The organism is Streptomyces sp. NPDC045022 (assembly GCF_056432605.1).
The window spans coordinates 210969-230052 of the sequence record NZ_JBWKIR010000010.1 but is presented as its reverse complement, the minus strand read 5'-3'; the positions used below and the strand labels follow the sequence as shown (position 1 = coordinate 230052).

Here is a 19084-nt window from a genome sequence, read left to right as displayed (position 1 = left end):
CGTGGCCCCGGCGTCAGCCCTTGCGGCGCCTGGCCACCGTCACCGCTCCCCCGCCGGCCAGCAGCAGCGCCAGCGCGCCGCCCGCGATGTACGGGGTCGCCGAGCTGCCGCCGGTCTCGGCGAGGTCGGCCTGGGCCGGGGCGCCCTGGGGACGGACGTCGGCGGCCGGGTCGTGACTCGGCACGGGCTTCCCGGTGGGCGGGGCCATCGGTGACTCGCAGGTGGCCTCGGCCAGGGTGACGGTGCCCTCGACGTCGGCCACGTTGAGCTTCAGCGGATTGACGGAGACCTTGAGTTCGAGGGCGGTCGCGGCGGCCGTGCGGGTTGTGGTCCGCCGCTGGGCGACGTCGAGGCGGACCTCGCCGACGCCGGGCACCCGCACCTCGGCCGGGCCGCCGGCGGTCAGCGTGACGCGCTTGCCGAGGACGGTGACGGCGCCGAGGACGTTCGCGGAGGCGACCGGTGCCTTGCCGACCTCGCAGGTCGCCTTGGCCGTGACCGTGTCGGCCTCGATCAGGGACAGCAGGGGCAGGCCGGGAACGTGCAGCTTGGCGTGGACCAGCCGGACCGAGCCTTCGGCGCGCCGGGCGGTGACCGTGGCCCGGGACTGGGCGACATCGGCGCCGAGCACGGTGAACGGCTTGCCGTCGGCCACGCCGTCGAGCCGGGCGGACAGCGAGGTCCTGTCGGCGCTCCGAGGTGCCTGGACCTCGTTGAGGGAGACCGCGAGCGGGACGTCCACGGTCTTGTTGAGCAGGGACACGTCGAGCCCGGTGCGCAGCACGACGGCGGAGGCGCGACCGTGGTCACCGGTCGCGTGCGCGGCGCCCGCGCCCAGGACCACGGGCGCCGCGGTGAGGGCGGTGACCGTCGCGATCGCGGCGAGACGGCGTGTGGGCATGCGGAAGTTGTTGCTGTTCAAGGCGGGGGACCCCCAGAAGAAACCTGCTTGGGACCCGTCAACCTTGTACGCACTGTGGGTGAACGGTCAGCGATCCACGGTTACTTCACTCGAACGTGGATATCGCGCACGCCCCTTCGAATCGCTGGGCACGGACGTTCCCCTCACTCGACCACGAGCCCGTTCAGCACCACGCGGCGCGGCGCCGCCAGCACCCGTACGTCCGCCCGGGGATCGCCCTCGTAGACCACCAGGTCGGCCGGCGCGCCCTCCTCCAGGCCCGGCCGGCCCAGCCAGGCGCGGGCGCCCCAGCTCGTCGCCGACACGGCCTGAACCGGCGGGATGCCGGCGGTGACCAGTTCCGCCACCTCCGCCGCGACCAGGCCGTGGGCCAGCGAGCCGCCGGCGTCCGTCCCGACGTAGACGGGGATGCCCGCGTCGTAGGCGCCGCGCACGGTGTCGTAGCGGCGTTCGTGCAGGCGGCGCATGTGGGCGGACCAGCGCGGGTACCTGGAGTCGCCGCCGGCCGCGAGGTCCGGGAAGGTGGCGATGTTGACGAGGGTCGGGACGATCGCGACACCCCGCTCGGCGAACAGCGGGATCAGGTCCTCGGTGAGGCCCGTCGCGTGCTCGACGCAGTCGATGCCCGCCTCGACCAGGTCGCGCAGGGAGCTCTCGGCGAAGCAGTGCGCGGTGACGCGGGCGCCGAGCCGGTGGGCCTCCGCTATGCCGGCCTCGACCGCCTCGCGGGGCCAGCAGGGGGCCAGGTCGCCGAGGTCGCGGTCGATCCAGTCGCCGACCAGCTTGACCCAGCCGTCGCCGCGCCGGGCCTCCTGGGCGACATACGCGACGAGATCGTCCGGCTCGATCTCCCAGGCGTAGTTGCGGATGTAGCGGCGGGTGCGGGCGATGTGCCGGCCGGCCCGGATGATCTTCGGCAGGTCCTCGCGGTCGTCGATCCAGCGGGTGTCGGAGGGCGAGCCCGCGTCACGGATCAGCAGGGTGCCGTTCTCCCGGTCGGTGAGGGCCTGCTTCTCGGCGGTGTCCGCGTCGACCGGACCGTGCGCGCCGAGGCCGACGTGACAGTGGGCGTCGACCAGGCCGGGCAGCGCCCAGCCCTCGACTGTGGTGAGGTCGCGGGCGCCGGCGGGGCGGTCGTAGGAGATCCGCCCCCCGACCACCCACAGCTCGTCACGGACGTCGTCGGGTCCCGCCAGGACCCGGCCCTTCACGTGCAGCACCGTGCCATCGCTCATGCACCGCACCTTAACGACCTACGGCTCGCCCTTCCCCACCTGGTCGGAGGTCTCCTCCTCGACCTCGGCCATCGCCGGGTCGAGCAGGCGGGACAGGAAGTGCCGGGTGCGCTCGTGCTGCGGGTCGCCGATCACCCGGTCGGGGCTGCCGTCCTCGACGATCACGCCGCCGTCCATGAAGACGACCCGGTCGGCCACCTCGCGGGCGAAGGTCATCTCGTGTGTGACGACCATCATCGTCATGCCCTCCTCCGCGAGCCTGCGCATCACCGCGAGGACGTCCCCGACCAGCTCGGGGTCGAGTGCGGAGGTCGGCTCGTCGAAGAGCATCACCGCGGGGCCCATGGCGAGCGCGCGGGCGATGGCCACGCGCTGCTGCTGGCCGCCGGAGAGGGAGGACGGGTAGGCGTCCGCCTTCTCCGAGAGGCCGACGCGGGCGAGGTTCTCGGCGGCGGTCCGCGCCGCGGTCGCCTTGTCCCGGCCCAGGACCCGGCGCTGCGGCAGCGTCAGGTTCTCGGTGACGTTCAGGTGCGGGAAGAGGTTGAACTGCTGGAACACCATGCCGATACGGCGGCGTACGGCGTCGATGTCGACGTCCGGGTCGGTGACCTCGGTGCCGCCGACGAAGACCTGGCCCCTGGTGGGCTCCTCCAGCAGGTTCACGCAGCGCAGCAGGGTCGACTTGCCGGAGCCGGAGGGCCCGATGACACAGACGACCTCGCCCTGGCCGATCGCCAGGTCGATGCCGCGCAGCACCTCGTTGTCGCCGAAGGACTTGTGCAGCCCGCGTACTTCGATCTCCGGGCGGCTCACCGGATCGCCTCCTGGGCCTTGGATTCCATGCGGCGGACGACGAAGCTCAGCGGGATGGTGACCAGCAGGTAGCACAGGCCCGCGACCAGGATCGGTGTGGAGTTGGCGGTCGTGCTGGCCAGATCGCGGCCGAACTTGGACAGTTCCCGCTCCTCCAGGGTGACGCCGAGGAACAGCACCAGCGAGGAGTCCTTGAAGAGCAGGACCAGTTCGTTGGTGAGCGGCGGCAGGATGATCCGGAAGGCCTGCGGGATGACGATGGAGATCATGGCCTTCGCGGGCGAGAAGCCGAGCGAACGGGCGGCCTCCGTCTGCCCCTTGGGCACGGCCTGGATGCCGGCGCGGATGGTCTCCGCCATGTAGGCGGCCGAGACCAGGCCGAGCGCGATGGCGACCTTGCCGTACGTACCCCCGGGAATCTCCGTGCCCGGGAAGGCGAGGGGCACGGCGACACCGACGAAGATGAAGATCAGCAGGGCGGGCAGGCCGCGGAAGATCTCGATGTAGACGCCGGCCAGCCAGCGGTACGGGCCCACGGAGGACAGCCGCATCAGCGCGATGACCATGCCGAGCACGAGGCCGACGACGAAGCCGGACAGCGTGTAGAGCACGGTGTTCTTCAGCGCCAGCGTGATGACCTCGGGGAACATCTGCTTGGCGATGTCCGCCTGGGCGAACTGGTTCTGCAGCCGGCCCCAGTCCGCCGTGACCGCGAAGGCGATCACGGCGGCGACGAAGACGGCGTACTGCACGGCCCGGGACACGGTGCGCTTCTGGCGCCGGGTGAGTCCCTTCTTCTTCGGCTGGAGTGGTACGTCCGTATCGGTCATGAGGCCGAGGGAGAGGCGACTGTGGCGTTGTACGGGCCGATCCACTGCTCGTAGATCTTCTTGTAGGTGCCGTCGGCCTTGGCGTCCTTCAGGGCCTTGTTGACGGCGTCGAGCAGCGCCTTGTTGCCCTTCTTCACGGTGAAGCCGTACTGCTCACCGGTCTTGAGGTTGTCGACGACCTTGAACTTGTCCGCGTTGGCCTTGTCCTTCAGCCAGCCCTGGACGACCGGGTAGTCGATGACGACGGCCTGGACCTGGCCGGTGCGCAGGCCGTTGAGGACCGCGTCGGAGGACTCGAAGGAGATCGGGTCGTAGCCCTTGCCCCTGACGTAGTCCTCACCGGTGGTCTGTGCCTGGGCGCCGAGCTTCTTGCCCTTGGCCTTGACGTCGGCGAGCGAGCCGACGCCACTGCTCTTGTCGACGAGGACGGCCTGGGTGGCCTCGAAGTAGGGGTCGGAGAAGTCGACGTTCTTCTTGCGCTCGGCGGTGATGGTCATGCCGGCGGCGGCCAGGTCGCACTGGCCGGAGTTCAGGAAGGCGCCGGTCTTGAAGTTCTCGAACGGCGTGTCGAGGATCTGCTGCTTGACGCCCAGGTTCTTGGCGACGAGGTCGACGAGGGAGACGTCGAAGCCCTGCACCTTGCCGTCGATCTCCGACTGGAACGGCGGGTACGGCAGGTGGGTGCAGGTGGTCAGCTGACCGGCCTTGGCGAGGTGGACGCCCTTGACGGTGGTCTTGCCGCTCCCCGAGTCGCTGGAGGAGCAGCCGGCCGCGACGAGCACGAGTGCGGCGGTCGCGGTGGTGGCGGCCAGGAGGCGGGTCCGGCGCCCGACGAGCGTTTTCATGGGGAGATCTCCTGTGGGGGAACGGTGGGTTCCGATTATAAGGAAGTGTTTGAGTCTCTCAAACCAAACCGATGGCCGTGGAGCCCTTCGACCTAAGATCGGTGGAGTCCACCCCCGAGAGCGAAGAGAGCGCCGCCGTGACCCACCCCTTCCTCGACCTGCCCCCGCTGAGCGCCGAGCGCTTCGCCGCCATCGAGGATGCGGTGGCCCGGCTGCTGGACACCCGGCAGGACGTCCTGATCACGCAGGGTGAGGCACTGCTGCCGCTGGAGGGCGCGATCCGCGCGGCGGCCGGTCCGGGCACGGTGGCCCTGAACGTGATCACGGGCCCCTACGGGCAGACCTTCGGCAACTGGCTCCGCGACTCGGGCGCGACGGTGTACGACATCGCCGTCCCCTTCCACACGGCGGTGGGCGCCGAGCAGATCCGGGAGGCGTTCGCCGAGCACCCGGAGATCGACTTCGTGTCGCTGGTGCACGCGGAGGCGGCGACCGGCAACACCAACCCGGTCGCGGAGATCGGCGAGGTCGTGCGGGAGCAGGGTGCGCTGTTCTACCTGGACGCGGTCGCCTCCGTGGGCGCCGAGCCGGTGCTGCCGGACGCGTGGGGCGTGGACCTGTGCGTGATCGGCGCACAGAAGGCGATGGGCGGCCCGGCGGGGGTGTCGGCGATCTCGGTGAGTGGGCGGGCGTGGGCCCGGATGGCGGCGAACCCGAACGCGCCGCGCCGCTCCTACCTCTCCCTGCTCGACTGGAAGGAGCGCTGGATCGACGCCGGCCGCACGGCGCTGCCGCACGCTCCCGCACAGCTGGAGATGCTGGCGCTTCAGGCGTGCCTGGAGCGCCTCGAGTCGGCGGGCCTGGACACGGTGATGGCCCGGCACCGTGGTGCCGCGCTGGCTTCGCGGGCCGGCGCGGTGGCACTGGGCGGTGGACTGGAGCCTTATGTGCAGGCGGAGAAGGATGCGGCGCCGGTCGCGACGACTCTTCGGGTGCCGTCGGGGGTGGTGGCCTCCGAGCTGGTGGCGCGGGCCCTGGAGAGCGACCCGGCGCTGCCGCTGGCCGCGGGCGGGGGTGCGCTGGCCAAGGAGATGATCCGGGTCAACCATTACGGGGCCGATGCGACGCCGGGTGCGGTGCGGGGGTCCTTGGCGGCGCTGGGCGCCGCGCTGGCCGAGCAGGGGTTGACCGTGGACGTTGCGGCGGCCGGGCGGGCCGTGGACGGCGCCTGGCGGTAGCCGTCGGGCGCGATCCCTGGGGGCTCCGCCCCCGGATCCGCCGGTATGCGATGGAATTTCGTCCCTCTCGTGGCCATCGGCGCGTGAATTGAATTTAGTTTCACAATTCCCGCCAATTCTCCGGACGATAGCTTCCCGTCTTCTCCTGCCCGCTTTCCGCAAGGCTAAACGGGGAAGTTTTCCGGCTTGTTTCCGGCGGTTTCGGTGCTGTGACACAATCCACAGCGGAATATATCTGTACCGATTTGCCATAGGTCAATCCGGGCATTTCGGAGAGGCCACTGTGCAGCACAGCGGCAACGCCCGTGCATTTATGAATTCGCCTCGCTAAATTCGTGCCGCATGACTGCCGCACCAGCAGACCTGCTCATCGACCGACCGGCGACGACCGACGGAGCCGCGCTCTGGCGTCTCGCCAAGGACTCGAAAACCCTCGACCTGAACTCTTCGTACAGCTATCTGCTGTGGTGCCGGGACTTCGCCGGCACCTCTGCGGTGGCGCGCGGTGCGGACGGGGAGCCGGTCGGATTCGTCACCGGATACGTGCGGCCGGACCGCCCCCGCACCCTGCTCGTCTGGCAGGTGGCCGTGGACTCCGCCCACCGCGGCCTCGGCGTCGCCGCAGCGCTGCTGGACGGGCTGACCGCACGGCTCACCGCCGAGCGGGGCATCACCGACGTCGAGACGACCATCACCCCCGGCAACACCGCCTCCGAGCGCCTGTTCACCTCCTTCGCCGCCCGGCACGGAGCGCAGGTCGGGCGCGAGGTGCTGTTCCCCGCCGACCTGTTCCCGGACGGCCCGCACGACCCCGAGGTCCTGTACCGCATCGGTCCGCTGACCGCACAGGCCCGCTGACCGCGCGCACCCGCCGACCGCGCAGACCCGCCGACCCGACTTCACCGCCCACCGAGGAGCGATTCACCGTGACCATCACCCAGCCCGACCTCAGCGTCTTCGAGACCCTCGAGTCCGAGGTGCGCAGCTACTGCCGCGGCTGGCCCACCGTCTTCGACCGCGCGCAGGGCAGCCGGATGTACGACGAGGACGGACACGCGTACCTCGATTTCTTCGCCGGAGCCGGCTCACTCAACTACGGCCACAACAACCCCGTGCTGAAACGGGCGTTGATCGACTATCTGTCCCGGGACGGGGTCACCCACGGCCTGGACATGTCGACCACGGCCAAGCGGTCCTTCCTGCAGGCCTTCCAGGACCTGGTGCTGCGCCCGCGCGACCTGCCGTACAAGGTCATGTTCCCGGGGCCGACGGGCACCAACGCCGTCGAGTCGGCGCTGAAGCTGGCCCGGAAGGTGAAGGGCCGGGAGGCGATCGTGTCCTTCACGAACGCCTTCCACGGGATGTCCCTGGGCTCCCTGGCCGTCACCGGCAACGCCTTCAAGCGGGCCGGCGCCGGCATCCCGCTGGTGCACGGCACGCCCATGCCGTTCGACAACTACTTCGACGGCCAGGTGCCCGACTTCCTGTGGTTCGAGCGACTGCTGGAGGACCAGGGCTCCGGCCTGAACAAGCCCGCCGCCGTCATAGTGGAGACCGTGCAGGGTGAGGGCGGCATCAACGTCGCCCGGCCCGAATGGCTGCGCGCGCTCAAGGAGTTGTGCGAACGGCAGGACATGCTGCTGATCGTCGACGACATCCAGATGGGCTGCGGCCGTACCGGCGCCTTCTTCTCCTTCGAGGAGGCGGGCATCACGCCCGACATCGTCACGGTCTCGAAGTCCATCAGCGGCTACGGCCTGCCGATGTCGCTGTGCCTGTTCAAGCCCGAGCTGGACGTCTGGGAGCCCGGCGAGCACAACGGCACCTTCCGCGGCAACAACCCGGCGTTCGTCACGGCCACCGCGGCCCTGGAGACCTACTGGACCGACGGCGCGGCCATGGAGAAGCAGACCCGTTCCCGCGGCGAGCAGGTCGAGCAGGCGCTGATCTCCATCACCGAGGAGAACCTCGCCGATGTGAAGGAGTACCGCGGGCGCGGGCTCGTGTGGGGCCTGGAGTTCCACGGCAAGGACCGGGCCTCGCGCATCGCCCGGCGGGCCTTCGAACTGGGGTTGCTCATCGAGACGTCCGGCCCGGAGGGCGAGGTCGTCAAGCTGCTGCCCGCCCTGACCATCACTCCCGACGAGCTGGACGAGGGCCTGAGCATCCTCGCGCGTGCCGTCCGGGAAACCGTCTGACCAGGCCCGTACACCGCCCGTACACCTAGGAGGAAGAACAGCACCGTGATCGTCCGATCGTTCAAGGACATCGAAGGCACCGACCGGCACGTCAAGGCGCAGTCCGGCACCTGGGAGAGCAAGCGGATCGTCCTCGCCAAGGAGCGGGTCGGCTTCTCCCTGCACGAGACCATCCTGTACGCCGGGACCGAGACGTCGATGTGGTACGCCAACCACATCGAGGCCGTCGTCTGCACCCGGGGCGAGGCCGAACTGACCGACCACGAGGCCGGAAAGACGTACACGATCACCCCCGGCACCATGTACCTCCTCGACGGGCACGAGCGGCACACGCTGCGCGTCAAGGAGGACTTCCACTGCATCTGCGTGTTCAACCCGCCCGTGACCGGCCGGGAGGACCACGACGAGAACGGCGTCTATCCGCTGCTCACCGAGCCCGAGGAGGTGTGACGACCAGTGACCACCACGACCACTGCCACCGACCTGTACCCGACCCGCGGCACCAGCGAGGTGACCGTCCCCCGCCAGGACCCGGTCATCTGGGGCTCCCCGGACACCCCGGGCCCGATCCCGACGGCCGATCTCCAGGCGTACGAGCGCGACGGCTTCCTCGCCGTCGACCAGCTGATCACCCCGGACGAGGTCGAGGTGTACCGGCGTGAGCTGGACCGGCTGGTCACCGACCCGGCGATCCGCGAGGACGAGCGCTCCATCGTCGAGCCGAAGTCGAAGGAGATCCGCTCGGTCTTCGAGGTGCACCGGATCAGCGAGGTGTTCGCGAACCTGGTGCGTGATCCGCGGGTGGTCGGCCGGGCCCGGCAGATCCTCGGCTCGGACGTGTACGTCCACCAGTCCCGGATCAACGTCAAGCCGGGCTTCGGCGCGAGCGGCTTCTACTGGCACTCGGACTTCGAGACCTGGCACGCCGAGGACGGCCTGCCGAACATGCGCACGGTGTCCGTCTCGATCGCGCTGACCGAGAACCTCGACACCAACGGCGGGCTCATGATCATGCCGGGCTCGCACCGGACGTTCCTCGGCTGTGCCGGGGCCACGCCCGAGGACAACTACAAGAAGTCGCTGCAGATGCAGGACGCGGGCACGCCGTCCGACGAGGCGCTGACCGAGCTGGCGAGCGAGCACGGCATCCGGCTGTTCACGGGTAGGGCCGGCTCGGCGACCTGGTTCGACTGCAACTGCATGCACGGCTCAGGGGACAACATCACGCCGTTCCCGCGCAGCAACGTCTTCATCGTGTTCAACAGCGTGGAGAACACGGCGGTGGAGCCGTTCGCGGCGCCGGTCCGCCGGCCGGAGTTCATCGGAGCGCGGGACTTCACGCCGGTGAAGTGACCGCCTGAGATCACCGGGCCGGGGCCTCCTCGTGTGGGACGGGAGGCCCCGGCCCGGTGGTGTCAGCCGGACAGTGCCTCCAGCAGGCGGTCCACGTCCGCGGCGGTGTTGTAGAGGTGGAAGGCCGCGCGCAGATTGCCCGCGCGGTCGGAGAGCTCGATGCCCGCCTCGCTCAGCGGGGACTGCCGGGAGCCGAGGCCGGGCACCGAGACGATCGCCGAGCCGGGTGCGGGCACCGGCTCGTGGCCGAGGACCGCGAGTCCCGCGCGGAACCGGTCGGCGAGGGCCACGTCGTGCGCGTGGATCGCCGCGACGCCGAGTTCCTCGACGAGGGCGAGGGACCGGCGCAGGCCCGCGAAGGTGAACAGCGCGTGGGTGAGGTCGAACCGCCGTGCGGAGCGGGCGAGTTCCGCGACCGGTCCGTAGCAGCTGTCCCACGGCTTCTCGGCCGCCACCCAGCCCGCCAGCAGCGGGGTCAGTCCGCCGAGGTCCTCGGGAACGGTGAGGAAGGCCGCGCCGTGCGGGCCGAGCAGCCATTTGAAGGAGACGCTCGCGGTGTAGTCGTAGGCGTCCGCGTCCATCGGCAGCCAGCCCGCGGCCTGGGAGAAGTCGACGTAGGTGCGGGCGCCGTGTGCGCGGGCGGCCTCCCGCAGGGCTGGCAGGTCGGCGACGCGTCCGTCGGCGGACTGGGCCGCGCTGACCGCGACGAGCGCGGTGCCCGGGCGGACGGACTCGGCGATCCGCTCCAGCGGGACCGTGCGCACCTTGAGGTCGCCACGGAGGTGGAACGGGTTGAGCACGGAGGTGAAGTCGTCCTCGGCCGTCAGGACTTCGGCGCCGGCGGGCAGCGAAGCGGCGATCACACCGGTGTGCGCGGCGACCGAGGCGCCCGCCGCGACCCGGTCGGCCGGGACACCGGCCAGCCGGGCGTACGCGGCCCGGCAGCTCTCCACGTCCTCGTACAGCGGGGTCAGCGGCCGGCCCTCGGCCCGCAGCAGCGCCGCCTCGTGCAGGGCGGCGACGGTACGGGCGGGCAGCAGGCCGTTGCTCGCGGTGTTGAGGTAGCTGCTCTTGGGGGTGAACTCGGCGCGGACGAGGCTGTCGAACGTCTCCGTGGTGTTCATGGGACCACTCTGCGGCCCTCTGCGGACCCCGTCCATTGCGGATTTTTACGTGGTTTCGCTTAGCAAGCCTTATACGTCCGCGCCGACCTGCGGTTTCAGCCGTGCTGCGGGACCGCGCACCCGTCCGGCCCGCAGACCTCGGCGTCACCCGCGCCGACCGGCTTCAGCGGTGAGCGGTCGCCCCAGGCCCGGGTCAGCGCCTGGGTGAAGACCTCGGCGGGCTGGGCGCCGGAGACGCCGTAGGCGCGGTCGAGGACGAAGAAGGGCACGCCGTTCGCGCCGAGCCGGGCGGCCTCGCTCTCGTCGGCACGGACCGCGTCGGCGTACGCGTTCGGGTCGGCGAGCACCGCGCGGACCTGGCCGGCGTCCAGTCCGGCCGCTACCGCCAGCTCCACCAGGCGTTCGTCGCCCTCGGTGAAGACGGACCGCTCCTCGGCGAAGTTGGCCCGGTAGAAGAGCTGGATCAGCTCGTCCTGCCTGGCGTGCTCCTTGGCGAGGTGCAGCAGGCGGTGCATGTCGAAGGTGCTGCCGTGGTCGCGGCCCCGGGTGCGGTAGTCCAGGCCCTCGGCGGCGGCTTGGGCGCCCAGGTTGTCCTCGCCCGCCTGGGCCTGCGCCTCGCTCATGCCGTACTTCCCGGTCAGCATGGTGATCACCGGCTGCACATCGCCCTTGGCGCGTCCCGGGTCCAGCTCGAAGGAGCGGTGCACCACCTCGACCTCGTCGCGATGCGGGAAGGCAGCCAGCGCCTTCTCGAAGCGGGCCTTGCCCACGTAGCACCACGGGCAGGCGATGTCGCTCCAGATCTCGACGCGCATTCTTCGGCTCTCTCCAGGTCGTACGGGCACGGGGGCTCTCCCCGCCACCCGGTACGTGAACCTTCGATCAGCGTGGTGCATTCCCGGTCACCGGGATCACGCCACGGCCTGCGGGCCGGTGCCGTGCCGGCTGAACTGGGCACGGTAGGCGCTCGGGGTGAGGCCGGTGCGGCGGACCAGGTGGGCACGGAGCGAGTCGGCGGTGCCGAGGCCGCAGGCGGCCGCCACCTGGTCCATGGGCAGGGTGGTGGTCTCCAGGAGTTCCCTGGCGCGCTCGATGCGCTGGTGCAGCAGCCACTGCAACGGGCTGACCCCGCTCTCGGCGTGGAAGCGCCGGGTGAGGGTGCGCACCGAGACTCCGGCGTGCCGGGCCAGGTCGGTGAGGGTGAGCGGCCGGTCCAGGTTGCGCATGGCCCAGCCTCGGGTGTCGGCGCAGGCGGTGCCGCGCTCGGGAGGCAGCGGGGTGTGGGTGAACTGGGTCTGGCCGCCGGGGCGGACCGGGGCGACCAGGGCGAGCCGGGCGACCTCGTTGGCGACGGCGGCGCCGTAGTCGGTGCGGATGAGGTGCAGGCACAGGTCGATGCCGGCCGCGTAGCCGGAGGAGGTCAGGAACTGGCCGTCCTGGGCGTATAGGACATCGCCCTGGACGTCGATGTCGGGGTGCCGGCGGCGCAGCTCCTCGGCGTGTGTCCAGTAGGTGGTGGCCTTGCGGCCCTTGAGCAGACCGGCCTCGGCGAGCGAGAAGGCACCGGTGCAGATGGAGGCGATGCGCACCCCCGCGCCGGCGGCCTCGCGCAGGGCGTCCAACACGCGCGGGTCCGGCGAGGAGGGCTCGCCGGCGCCCGCCACGATCACCGTGTCCGCGTCCCGCAGCACCTCCAGGCCGTGCGGCACCTGCAGATCGAGGGTGCCGGTGGTGGGCACGGGCCCGGGGTCGGGCGCGCAGATCACCACCTGGTAGCCGGGCTGTCCGCCGACCTCGACCTTGTCGAAGAGCAGCTCGGGGATGGCGAGGTTGAACATCGACACGGGCGGCGACGCGACGACCGCGACACGGAGCATGGCCAGAACCTCCGGATGCGTGGCATTCGGGTCACTACTGTACGCGGGAGAAGATCCGCAGCATGGGGGCATGTCAACGAACCAGACCCTCGGTGATCCTCAGGCCACGGGAGTGCGGCGCCGGTCGCCGGCCGCGCACACGCCGGCCCGCACCCTGACCGCCGCCTTGCTGGGCTTCGCGCTGATCACCCTCGACGCGTCCGTGGTGAACGTGGCCCTGCCGGCCATCGGCTCCTCGCTCGGCGGCGGGATGTCCGGGCTGCAGTGGGTGGTGGACGCCTACACCCTCGCCTTCGCCGCCCTGATGCTCTCCACGGGCGCCTTCGCGGACCGGGCCGGGGCGAGCCGGGCGTACGCCCTGGGCATCGGCGTCTTCACACTCGCCTCGGCGGCCTGCGGACTGGCGCCGACCCTGCCGGCGCTGATCGGCGCGCGGGTGGTGCAGGGTGTGGCGGCGGCCGTCGTGCTGCCCGCCTCGCTGTCCCTGGTACGCCAGGCGTACGCCGATCCGGCGCAGCGGGCCAAGGCGGTGGCGCTGTGGGCGGCCGGGGGCTCGGTCGCGGTGGCACTGGGGCCGGTGGCGGGCGGTGCGCTGACCACGGCGTGGGACTGGCGGGGGATCTTCTTCATCAATCTGCCGCTGGGCGCGGTCGCCCTGGCCCTGCTGCTGCGCGCGCCGCGCTCCGAGCGCCGGCCGGCCCCCCTGGACCTGCCGGGCCAGCTGACGGCCGTGGTCACGCTGACGGGCCTGACGTTCGCGGTCATCGAGGGCGGTACGCCGGGCGTCGTGGCCTTCGCCGTGGCGGTGGCGGCCGCCGCCTTGTTCGTACGGATCGAGGGGCGGCAGCCGCACCCGGTCGTCCCGATCGGCCTGTTCCGGGACCGGGCGGTGCGGGTGGCCATGGCGACGGGGGCGGCGTGCAGCGTCGCCTTCTACGGCGGGGTGTTCCTCTTCTCCCTCTTCTTCCAGCAGGTGCAGGGCCGTTCGGCGCTGTACACGGGATTGCTGTTCCTGCCGATGTCCGGGCTGATCGCGGTGACCAACGTGGTGTCCGGAAAGCTGGCCGGCCGCTACGGCCCGCGCCTGCCGATGCTGGCGGGTCAGGCCTTGGCCGTGGCCGGCCTGCTGGGCCTGCTGTCCGTCGGCTCCGGCACGCCCGCGCCCGTGGTGGCCGTCCTGCTCATCCCGATGGCCCTCGGCTGCGCGCTGACCGTCCCGCCGCTGACGGCCGTGATGATGGACGCCGTACCGGCCGAGCGGGCGGGCCTGGCGGCCGGGGTGCTCAACGCGGCACGGCAGGTGGCCGGCGGACTGGGGATCGCGGTGTTCGGCGCGCTGGTGAACGGCGGCTTCGCCACCGGAATGCGGGCGAGCCTGCTGCTGGGCGCGGCCCTGTTCGTCCTGGCCTTCGCCCTCAGCTGCCGTCTCGCAGGTCGCTCGGCCAGTCGGTCCTGAACTCGATGTGGTCGTACGTGACCACACAGCCCTCCCCCAGCGGCGACTGGGTCATGAACCCGACCAGCGCGGCACCGGTCTCCTTCTCCTCCCCCAGGGTGAAGAGCCGGACGAAGGTCCAGCGCGCCCCGTCCCGGGAGGCGTGGAAGGCGAACGCCCGCCCGGTCCGGCTGACCCGCAGCCAGACCGAACCGCCGTCCACCGTGAAGGAGTTGGCGTCGTCGGAGTGCCCCCGGGTGACCACCGTGCAGACGGTGGGCACGTCCGGGGAGTACTCCAGGCAGAGCTTGGCCCAGGCCCGCTCGCCGACGTGGACGTAGAGGACTCCGGCGTCGAAGGCGGCACGGAACCCGACGGTGACCCGCGCGATCAGCTGGAAGTCGCCTTCGGGCGCCCCGAGCAGCCGGGGCGCGTCGGAGGCCGGGTCCAGTGCCTCGCCGGTGGGCGTGACGAACCGGTCCTGCCGGGACCCGGCCCATCCGGTCAGCACACCGTCTTCGTAGGCCCAGTGCCCGTCGGGCCCGTAGGTCCGCAGCAGGAAGGGCAGTTCGGGAAGTATCACGTCCATCGGCCAATTCTCGCAGGGCGCCGGGAGTCACCCGAGGGGCCCGGGGAACCGCGCGGCCGGCCACGACGAACCGCGGCCGCCGACGCGTCGCACCCCTACGGCGTCACCGCTCCAGAACTCCGTTGAACCTCCGGGGAAGCCCCAGGGGGTTCTCGTCCTTCAACTCGACCGGCAGCAGTGCCTCCGGGGCGTTCTGGTAGGCCACGGGCCGCAGCCACCGCTCGACAGCCGTACCGCCCACGGACGTGGAGGTGGACGTGGTCGCCGGGTACGGCCCTCCATGGTGCTGGGCCGGCGCCACGGCCACCCCCGTCGGCCACCCGTTCACCAGCACCCGCCCGGCCAGCGGAGTCAGCTCGGCGAGGATCTCCGCGCCCCGGCCGCCGCCGGCCGCCTCCTCGGAGGACAGCTGGACCGTCGCCGTCAGGTTGCCCGGCAGCCGGGACAGGACCGCCGTCGCCTCATCCTCGTCCTCGTAGCGGACCACCACGCTGACCGGCCCGAAACACTCCTCCAGCAGCAGGTCGTAGGCCCCCTCCTCGGCCAGCAGGCCCGCCGGCACCGTCAGGAACCCGGCGCTGACCGTGTGCTCGTCGCCCGCGCCCGGCGTCACCGGGGCCGCCACGCCCTCCAGCCCGGCGCGCTCGCGCACCCCGGCGATGAAGTTGTCCCGCATACGGTGGTCGAGCAGCACCCCGGCGCCGGTGTCGCCGACCGCGTCGGTCAGGGACTTCACCAGCCGGTCACCGCCCGCCCCGGACGGCACCAGCACCAGCCCGGGCTTGACGCAGAACTGGCCGACGCCGAGGGTCATCGACCCGGCGAGCCCGCTGCCGATCTCCTCCGCCCGCTCGGCTGCGGCCCCCTCGGTGACCAGCACCGGGTTCAGCGAGCCCAGCTCGCCGTGGAACGGGATCGGCACCGGCCGCGCGGCGGCCGCGTCGAAGAGGGCCCGGCCACCGCGGACCGAACCGGTGAAGCCCGCGGCGGCGACCAGCGGGTGCTTGATCAGCTCGACGCCCGCCTCGAAGCCGTGCACGAGCCCGACGACGCCCTCGGGGATGCCGTGCTCGGCGGCGGCCCGGCGCAGCACCTCGGCGACCAGCTCGGACAGCGCGGGGTGGTCGGGGTGTGCCTTGACCACGACCGGGCAGCCCGCGGCCAGCGCGCTCGCGGTGTCGCCGCCCGCGACGGAGAAGGCGAAGGGGAAGTTGGAGGCGGAGTAGACGGCGACGACACCGAGCGGGACCTTGTAACGGCGCAGGTCCGGGATCGGCGGGGTCGCGGTGTCGTCGGGGTGGTTGATGACGACGTCGAGGAAGGCGCCCTCGTCGACGATGTCCGCGAAGGCGCGCAACTGGTAGCCGGTGCGGGCGAGTTCTCCGGTCAGCCGGACCGGACCGAGCGCGGTCTCGGCGTCGGCGGTCTCGATCAGGCCGTCCTTGGCGGCCTCCAGGCCCGCCGCGGCCGAGCGCAGGAACGCCGAGCGGACCGCGCGGTCCGCGAGGCCGCCGCGGGCGGCGTGGGCCGCCCGGACCGCCGCGTCCACCTCCTGGGCTGTGGCCTCCACCGCAACCTGTTCCCGCTGCTTCCCGGTGCGCGGGTCGACACTCCAGACTGGTGCTGCTGCCACCGCGGGTCCCTCCCAGTAAGGCCGCAATATGTCGGTCATCCCTCAGCCGCGTTCGATATACTGAACACTGTCTCTGATGATGAATTGGCTGCTCGGAGACTATATATCCGGGTCCTCAATATCCAGGTCCTCGGCGAACGAAGGGGTCAAGGGCGATGACGGCAGGCGACACGGGCGGGGCGCAGGTCAAGTCCGCGGTACGGACGGTTGAACTGCTGGAATACTTCGCCGGCCGGCCCGGCATGCACTCGCTCGCGGCCGTCCAGGAGGCCGTGGGGTACCCCAAGTCCAGCCTGTACATGCTGCTGCGCACGCTGGTGGAGCTGGGCTGGGTGGAAACGGACGCGACGGGCACCCGGTACGGCATCGGGGTGCGGGCGCTGCTCGTCGGCACGTCGTACATCGACGGCGACGAGGTGGTGGCCGCCGCGCGCCCCACCCTGGACCGGCTCTCCGACGACACCACGGAGACCATCCACCTGGCCCGTCTCGACGGCATCAACGTCGTCTACCTGGCCACCCGCCAGTCCCAGCACTACCTGCGCCCCTTCACCCGCGTCGGGCGCCGGCTCCCGGCCCACTCCACCTCGCTCGGCAAGGCCATCCTCGCCACGTACACCGACGAGCAGGTGCGCAAACTGCTGCCGGAGACCCTGCCGGCCCTCACCGAGCACACGCTCACCGACCGGGAGAAGCTCATCGAGGAGCTGCACCAGGTCCGGGAGCAGGGCTTCGCGGTGGACCGCGAGGAGAACACGCTGGGCCTGCGCTGCTTCGGCGTGGCGATCCCGTACCGTACGCCCGCCCGCGACGCCATCAGCTGCTCGGTCCCGGTGGCGCGGCTGACCCCCGCCCATGAACAGCTGATCCGCGACGCGCTGTTCGACGCGCGGGACCGGCTGACGCTGGCGACCAGGCGGCTCTGAGCACCGCGAGGTCGTAGGCTCGGTCACATGCAGATCGCGCTGCGGGCCGTGGATGACAGTGACCTGCCGGTGTTCTTCCGGCAGATGACCGACCCGGAGGCCGTCCGGATGGCCGCGTTCGGCCCGGAGAAGCCGTACGACCGGGACTCCTTCGCAGCCCACTGGCAGCGCCTCAGAGGCTCCTCCGAGGTGCTGCGCACGGTCCTGGCCGACGGGGCCGTGGCCGGCAACGCGGCGGTCTACGGAGCGGCCGGCGAGCGCGAGGTGACGTACTGGATCGACCGCGCGTACTGGGGCCGGGGCGTGGCCACGGCCGCCTTGCGGGCCCTGCTCGCGGAGGTGTCCGAGCGGCCCCTGTACGCGCGGGCGGCGGCCGACAACGCCGCCTCGCGGCGCGTACTGGAGAAGTGCGGGTTCCGGGAGACGGCCAGGGCCCGCGGCTATGCGAGCGGGCGGGGCCGGGAGATCGACGAGGTCGTCCTGACCCTGGTGGACTGAGCCCCGGTGATCGCCGCGTACAAGGCCGGTTTCCTGAGCGTTCGATGAGAAAGCCGGGCGTACGGGAACGATCGCCCCCCTCTCGATCGTCTTCCCAGCGGGATGAACAAGACGATCAGGCGGGCGTCCGTCTTCGCGCTGCTGCTCGTGCTCGCCCTGCTGGTCCGGGCGACGTGGGTGCAGTTCTACGACGGCAAGGCCCTCGCGGACGACAACAAGAACCGGCGGAACGCGATCGAGACGTACTCGCGGCCGCTCGGGAACATCATCGTGGCCGGGAACTCGATCACCGGCTCGGCGCGGACGAAGGGCAGCGACCTCAAGTACAAGCGGACGTACAAGGACGGCAAGCTGTACGCGGCGGTGACCGGCTACGCGTCGCAGGCCTACGCGCCCACCCAGCTGGAGGGCATCTACACGGACCTGCTCAACGGCACGGACACCCGGCTGAAGACCGTGATGGACACCGTCACGGACCGGCGTGCCGACCCGGGCAACGTACTCACGACGATCGAGCCGGCCGTGCAGAAGGCGGCGTACCGCGCGCTCGGCGGCAACAAGGGCGCGGCCGTCGCGATAGACCCCAGGACCGGCAAGATCCTCGCGGCGGTGTCGACGCCGTCGTACGACCCGTCCTCGCTGACCGACGCGAACACGGCCGGGACGGCCTGGAAGACGCTCAACGCGGACAAGGACAAGCCGCTCACCAACCGCGCGCTGCGTCAGCCGCTGCCGCCTGGCTCGACGTTCAAGCTGGTCGTGGCGGCGGCCGCGCTGGAGGACGGGCTGTACAAGAACGTGGACGAGCCCACCGACAGCCCGGACCCCTACACCCTGCCGGGCACGCAGCGTGTGCTGGCGAACGAGAACAAGTCGGCGCCGTGCAAGAACGCCTCGATCCGGGTCGCCCTGCGGTACTCCTGCAACAACGTCTTCGGTCATCTGGCCGTCCGGCTCGGGCAGGACAAGGTGAAGGCCATGGCGGAGAAGTTCGGCTTCAACGACCAGGAGCAGGACGTGCCGGTGCGGGCCTACCCGAGCGTGTACCCCTCCGGCATGGACGAGGCGCAGACCGCGCTGTCCGGCATCGGCCAGTTCGACGTCACCGCGACCCCGCTCCAGATGGCCATGGTCTCCGCGGCCATCGCCAACGGCGGCAAGCTGGTCTCACCGCATATGGTGTCGCGGATCACCGACAGTGGCGGTGAGGTGCTGAAGGACTACGACGACAGCGCGGACACCCAGGAGATCGTCAGCTCCTCGACCGCCGAGCAGCTGCAGTCGGCCATGGAGACGGTGGTCAAGGACGGAACGGGCACGAACGCGCTGATCGACGGGGTGACGGTCGGCGGCAAGACCGGTACGGCCCAGCACGGCGAGAACAACAGCAAGACGCCGTACGCGTGGTTCACCTCGTACGGCAAGTCCGACAGCAGCGACAAGGAGGTCGCCGTCGCGGTGATGGTCGAGCAGTCGGACGCGGCGCGTTCGGAGGTCAGCGGCAACGGGCTGGCGGCCCCGGTGGCGAAGGCGATGATGCAGGCGGCGTTGAAGGGCTGACGGTGGGC

19 protein-coding genes are annotated in these 19084 nt (G+C 71.2%); 9 read left to right on the top strand and 10 right to left on the bottom strand.

Annotated elements, in window-relative coordinates; translation table 11 throughout:
* Positions 1–13: 13 nt before the first annotated feature.
* From AC07C1_RS20265 to AC07C1_RS20245, 5 genes are all read right to left on the bottom strand, one after another.
* Complete coding sequence (locus AC07C1_RS20265) at positions 14–922, bottom strand: SCO1860 family LAETG-anchored protein (RefSeq protein WP_478940748.1); 909 nt, start codon at positions 920–922, stop codon at positions 14–16.
* A 143-nt stretch (positions 923–1065) separates the two neighbouring features.
* Positions 1066–2157, bottom strand: a complete 1092-nt coding sequence (locus AC07C1_RS20260; RefSeq protein WP_478940746.1) for an amidohydrolase family protein — start codon at positions 2155–2157, stop codon at positions 1066–1068.
* An 18-nt stretch (positions 2158–2175) separates the two neighbouring features.
* Complete coding sequence (locus AC07C1_RS20255) at positions 2176–2970, bottom strand: amino acid ABC transporter ATP-binding protein (RefSeq protein ID WP_478940744.1); 795 nt, start codon at positions 2968–2970, stop codon at positions 2176–2178.
* A complete protein-coding gene (locus AC07C1_RS20250; protein WP_478940742.1) occupies positions 2967–3800 on the bottom strand; it encodes an amino acid ABC transporter permease in 834 nt (277 codons plus the stop codon). The genes AC07C1_RS20255 and AC07C1_RS20250 overlap by 4 nt, the downstream gene beginning before the upstream one ends.
* Positions 3797–4645: a transporter substrate-binding domain-containing protein gene (locus tag AC07C1_RS20245; RefSeq protein WP_478940741.1), complete on the bottom strand. Its 849-nt coding sequence runs from the start codon at positions 4643–4645 to the stop codon at positions 3797–3799. Before AC07C1_RS20245 ends, AC07C1_RS20250 begins: the two co-directional genes overlap by 4 nt.
* Before the next feature lie 137 nt (positions 4646–4782).
* Here AC07C1_RS20245 and AC07C1_RS20240 point away from each other — a divergent pair, with 137 nt between their 5' ends.
* From AC07C1_RS20240 to thpD, 5 genes are all read left to right on the top strand, one after another.
* Positions 4783–5883 carry a pyridoxal-phosphate-dependent aminotransferase family protein gene (locus AC07C1_RS20240; protein WP_478940882.1) on the top strand — a complete coding sequence of 367 codons (1101 nt, stop codon included), beginning with the start codon at positions 4783–4785 and terminating at the stop codon, positions 5881–5883.
* Between the two features lie 342 nt (positions 5884–6225).
* Positions 6226–6741, top strand: a complete 516-nt coding sequence (ectA, locus tag AC07C1_RS20235; RefSeq protein ID WP_478940739.1) for a diaminobutyrate acetyltransferase — start codon at positions 6226–6228, stop codon at positions 6739–6741.
* Positions 6742–6809: 68 nt separating this feature from the next.
* Positions 6810–8081: a diaminobutyrate--2-oxoglutarate transaminase gene (gene ectB, locus AC07C1_RS20230; protein ID WP_478940738.1), complete on the top strand. Its 1272-nt coding sequence runs from the start codon at positions 6810–6812 to the stop codon at positions 8079–8081.
* A gap of 45 nt (positions 8082–8126) precedes the next feature.
* Positions 8127–8531, top strand: a complete 405-nt coding sequence (locus AC07C1_RS20225) for an ectoine synthase (protein WP_478940736.1) — start codon at positions 8127–8129, stop codon at positions 8529–8531.
* Positions 8532–8537: 6 nt separating this feature from the next.
* On the top strand, positions 8538–9434 hold the full coding sequence (gene thpD, locus AC07C1_RS20220) for an ectoine hydroxylase (RefSeq protein WP_478940735.1): 897 nt from the start codon (positions 8538–8540) through the stop codon (positions 9432–9434).
* A gap of 62 nt (positions 9435–9496) precedes the next feature.
* Here the strand turns inward: thpD and AC07C1_RS20215 are convergent, their stop codons facing one another.
* From AC07C1_RS20215 to AC07C1_RS20205, 3 genes are all read right to left on the bottom strand, one after another.
* Positions 9497–10558, bottom strand: a complete 1062-nt coding sequence (locus tag AC07C1_RS20215) for an aminotransferase class V-fold PLP-dependent enzyme (RefSeq protein WP_478940733.1) — start codon at positions 10556–10558, stop codon at positions 9497–9499.
* A gap of 95 nt (positions 10559–10653) precedes the next feature.
* Entirely contained in the window at positions 10654–11373 is a 720-nt protein-coding gene (locus tag AC07C1_RS20210; RefSeq protein WP_478940731.1) for a DsbA family oxidoreductase, read from the bottom strand.
* 96 nt (positions 11374–11469) lie between these two features.
* Positions 11470–12435, bottom strand: coding sequence for a GlxA family transcriptional regulator (locus AC07C1_RS20205; RefSeq protein ID WP_478940730.1), 966 nt, complete (start codon positions 12433–12435; stop codon positions 11470–11472).
* A 70-nt stretch (positions 12436–12505) separates the two neighbouring features.
* On the opposite strand from AC07C1_RS20205, the gene AC07C1_RS20200 reads away from it, so the two are divergent.
* A complete protein-coding gene (locus tag AC07C1_RS20200) occupies positions 12506–13891 on the top strand; it encodes an MFS transporter (protein ID WP_478940728.1) in 1386 nt (461 codons plus the stop codon).
* Here AC07C1_RS20200 and AC07C1_RS20195 read toward each other — a convergent pair.
* Together AC07C1_RS20195 and AC07C1_RS20190 are read right to left on the bottom strand one after the other, a co-directional pair.
* Entirely contained in the window at positions 13851–14459 is a 609-nt protein-coding gene (locus AC07C1_RS20195) for a DUF1349 domain-containing protein (protein WP_478940726.1), read from the bottom strand. The two genes, AC07C1_RS20200 and AC07C1_RS20195, sit on opposite strands and share 41 nt — an antisense overlap.
* Before the next feature lie 103 nt (positions 14460–14562).
* The gene (locus tag AC07C1_RS20190) at positions 14563–16092 is read right to left on the bottom strand and encodes an aldehyde dehydrogenase (NADP(+)) (protein WP_478940724.1); all 1530 of its coding nucleotides are present in this window, start codon (positions 16090–16092) and stop codon (positions 14563–14565) included.
* 155 nt (positions 16093–16247) lie between these two features.
* Here AC07C1_RS20190 and AC07C1_RS20185 point away from each other — a divergent pair, with 155 nt between their 5' ends.
* From AC07C1_RS20185 to AC07C1_RS20175, 3 genes are all read left to right on the top strand, one after another.
* Complete coding sequence (locus AC07C1_RS20185; protein WP_478940723.1) at positions 16248–17018, top strand: IclR family transcriptional regulator; 771 nt, start codon at positions 16248–16250, stop codon at positions 17016–17018.
* Between the two features lie 27 nt (positions 17019–17045).
* Entirely contained in the window at positions 17046–17516 is a 471-nt protein-coding gene (locus AC07C1_RS20180) for a GNAT family N-acetyltransferase (RefSeq protein WP_478940721.1), read from the top strand.
* Between the two features lie 102 nt (positions 17517–17618).
* Positions 17619–19076 (top strand): peptidoglycan D,D-transpeptidase FtsI family protein, encoded by a 1458-nt coding sequence (locus tag AC07C1_RS20175; protein ID WP_478940719.1) that lies wholly within the window; start codon positions 17619–17621, stop codon positions 19074–19076.
* The last annotated feature ends 8 nt before the right edge of the window (positions 19077–19084 follow it).

Coding starts and splice junctions, on each gene's coding strand:
- AC07C1_RS20260 (WP_478940746.1), bottom strand. CDS start 2,157: ATGAGCGATGGCACGGTGCTGCACGTGAAGGGCCGGGTCCTGGCGGGA.
- AC07C1_RS20250 (WP_478940742.1), bottom strand. CDS start 3,800: ATGACCGATACGGACGTACCACTCCAGCCGAAGAAGAAGGGACTCACC.
- AC07C1_RS20245 (WP_478940741.1), bottom strand. CDS start 4,645: ATGAAAACGCTCGTCGGGCGCCGGACCCGCCTCCTGGCCGCCACCACC.
- ectA (WP_478940739.1), top strand. CDS start 6,226: ATGACTGCCGCACCAGCAGACCTGCTCATCGACCGACCGGCGACGACC.
- AC07C1_RS20215 (WP_478940733.1), bottom strand. CDS start 10,558: ATGAACACCACGGAGACGTTCGACAGCCTCGTCCGCGCCGAGTTCACC.
- AC07C1_RS20210 (WP_478940731.1), bottom strand. CDS start 11,373: ATGCGCGTCGAGATCTGGAGCGACATCGCCTGCCCGTGGTGCTACGTG.
- AC07C1_RS20205 (WP_478940730.1), bottom strand. CDS start 12,435: ATGCTCCGTGTCGCGGTCGTCGCGTCGCCGCCCGTGTCGATGTTCAAC.
- AC07C1_RS20200 (WP_478940728.1), top strand. CDS start 12,506: ATGTCAACGAACCAGACCCTCGGTGATCCTCAGGCCACGGGAGTGCGG.
- AC07C1_RS20195 (WP_478940726.1), bottom strand. CDS start 14,459: ATGGACGTGATACTTCCCGAACTGCCCTTCCTGCTGCGGACCTACGGG.
- AC07C1_RS20185 (WP_478940723.1), top strand. CDS start 16,248: ATGACGGCAGGCGACACGGGCGGGGCGCAGGTCAAGTCCGCGGTACGG.
- AC07C1_RS20180 (WP_478940721.1), top strand. CDS start 17,046: ATGCAGATCGCGCTGCGGGCCGTGGATGACAGTGACCTGCCGGTGTTC.
- AC07C1_RS20175 (WP_478940719.1), top strand. CDS start 17,619: ATGAACAAGACGATCAGGCGGGCGTCCGTCTTCGCGCTGCTGCTCGTG.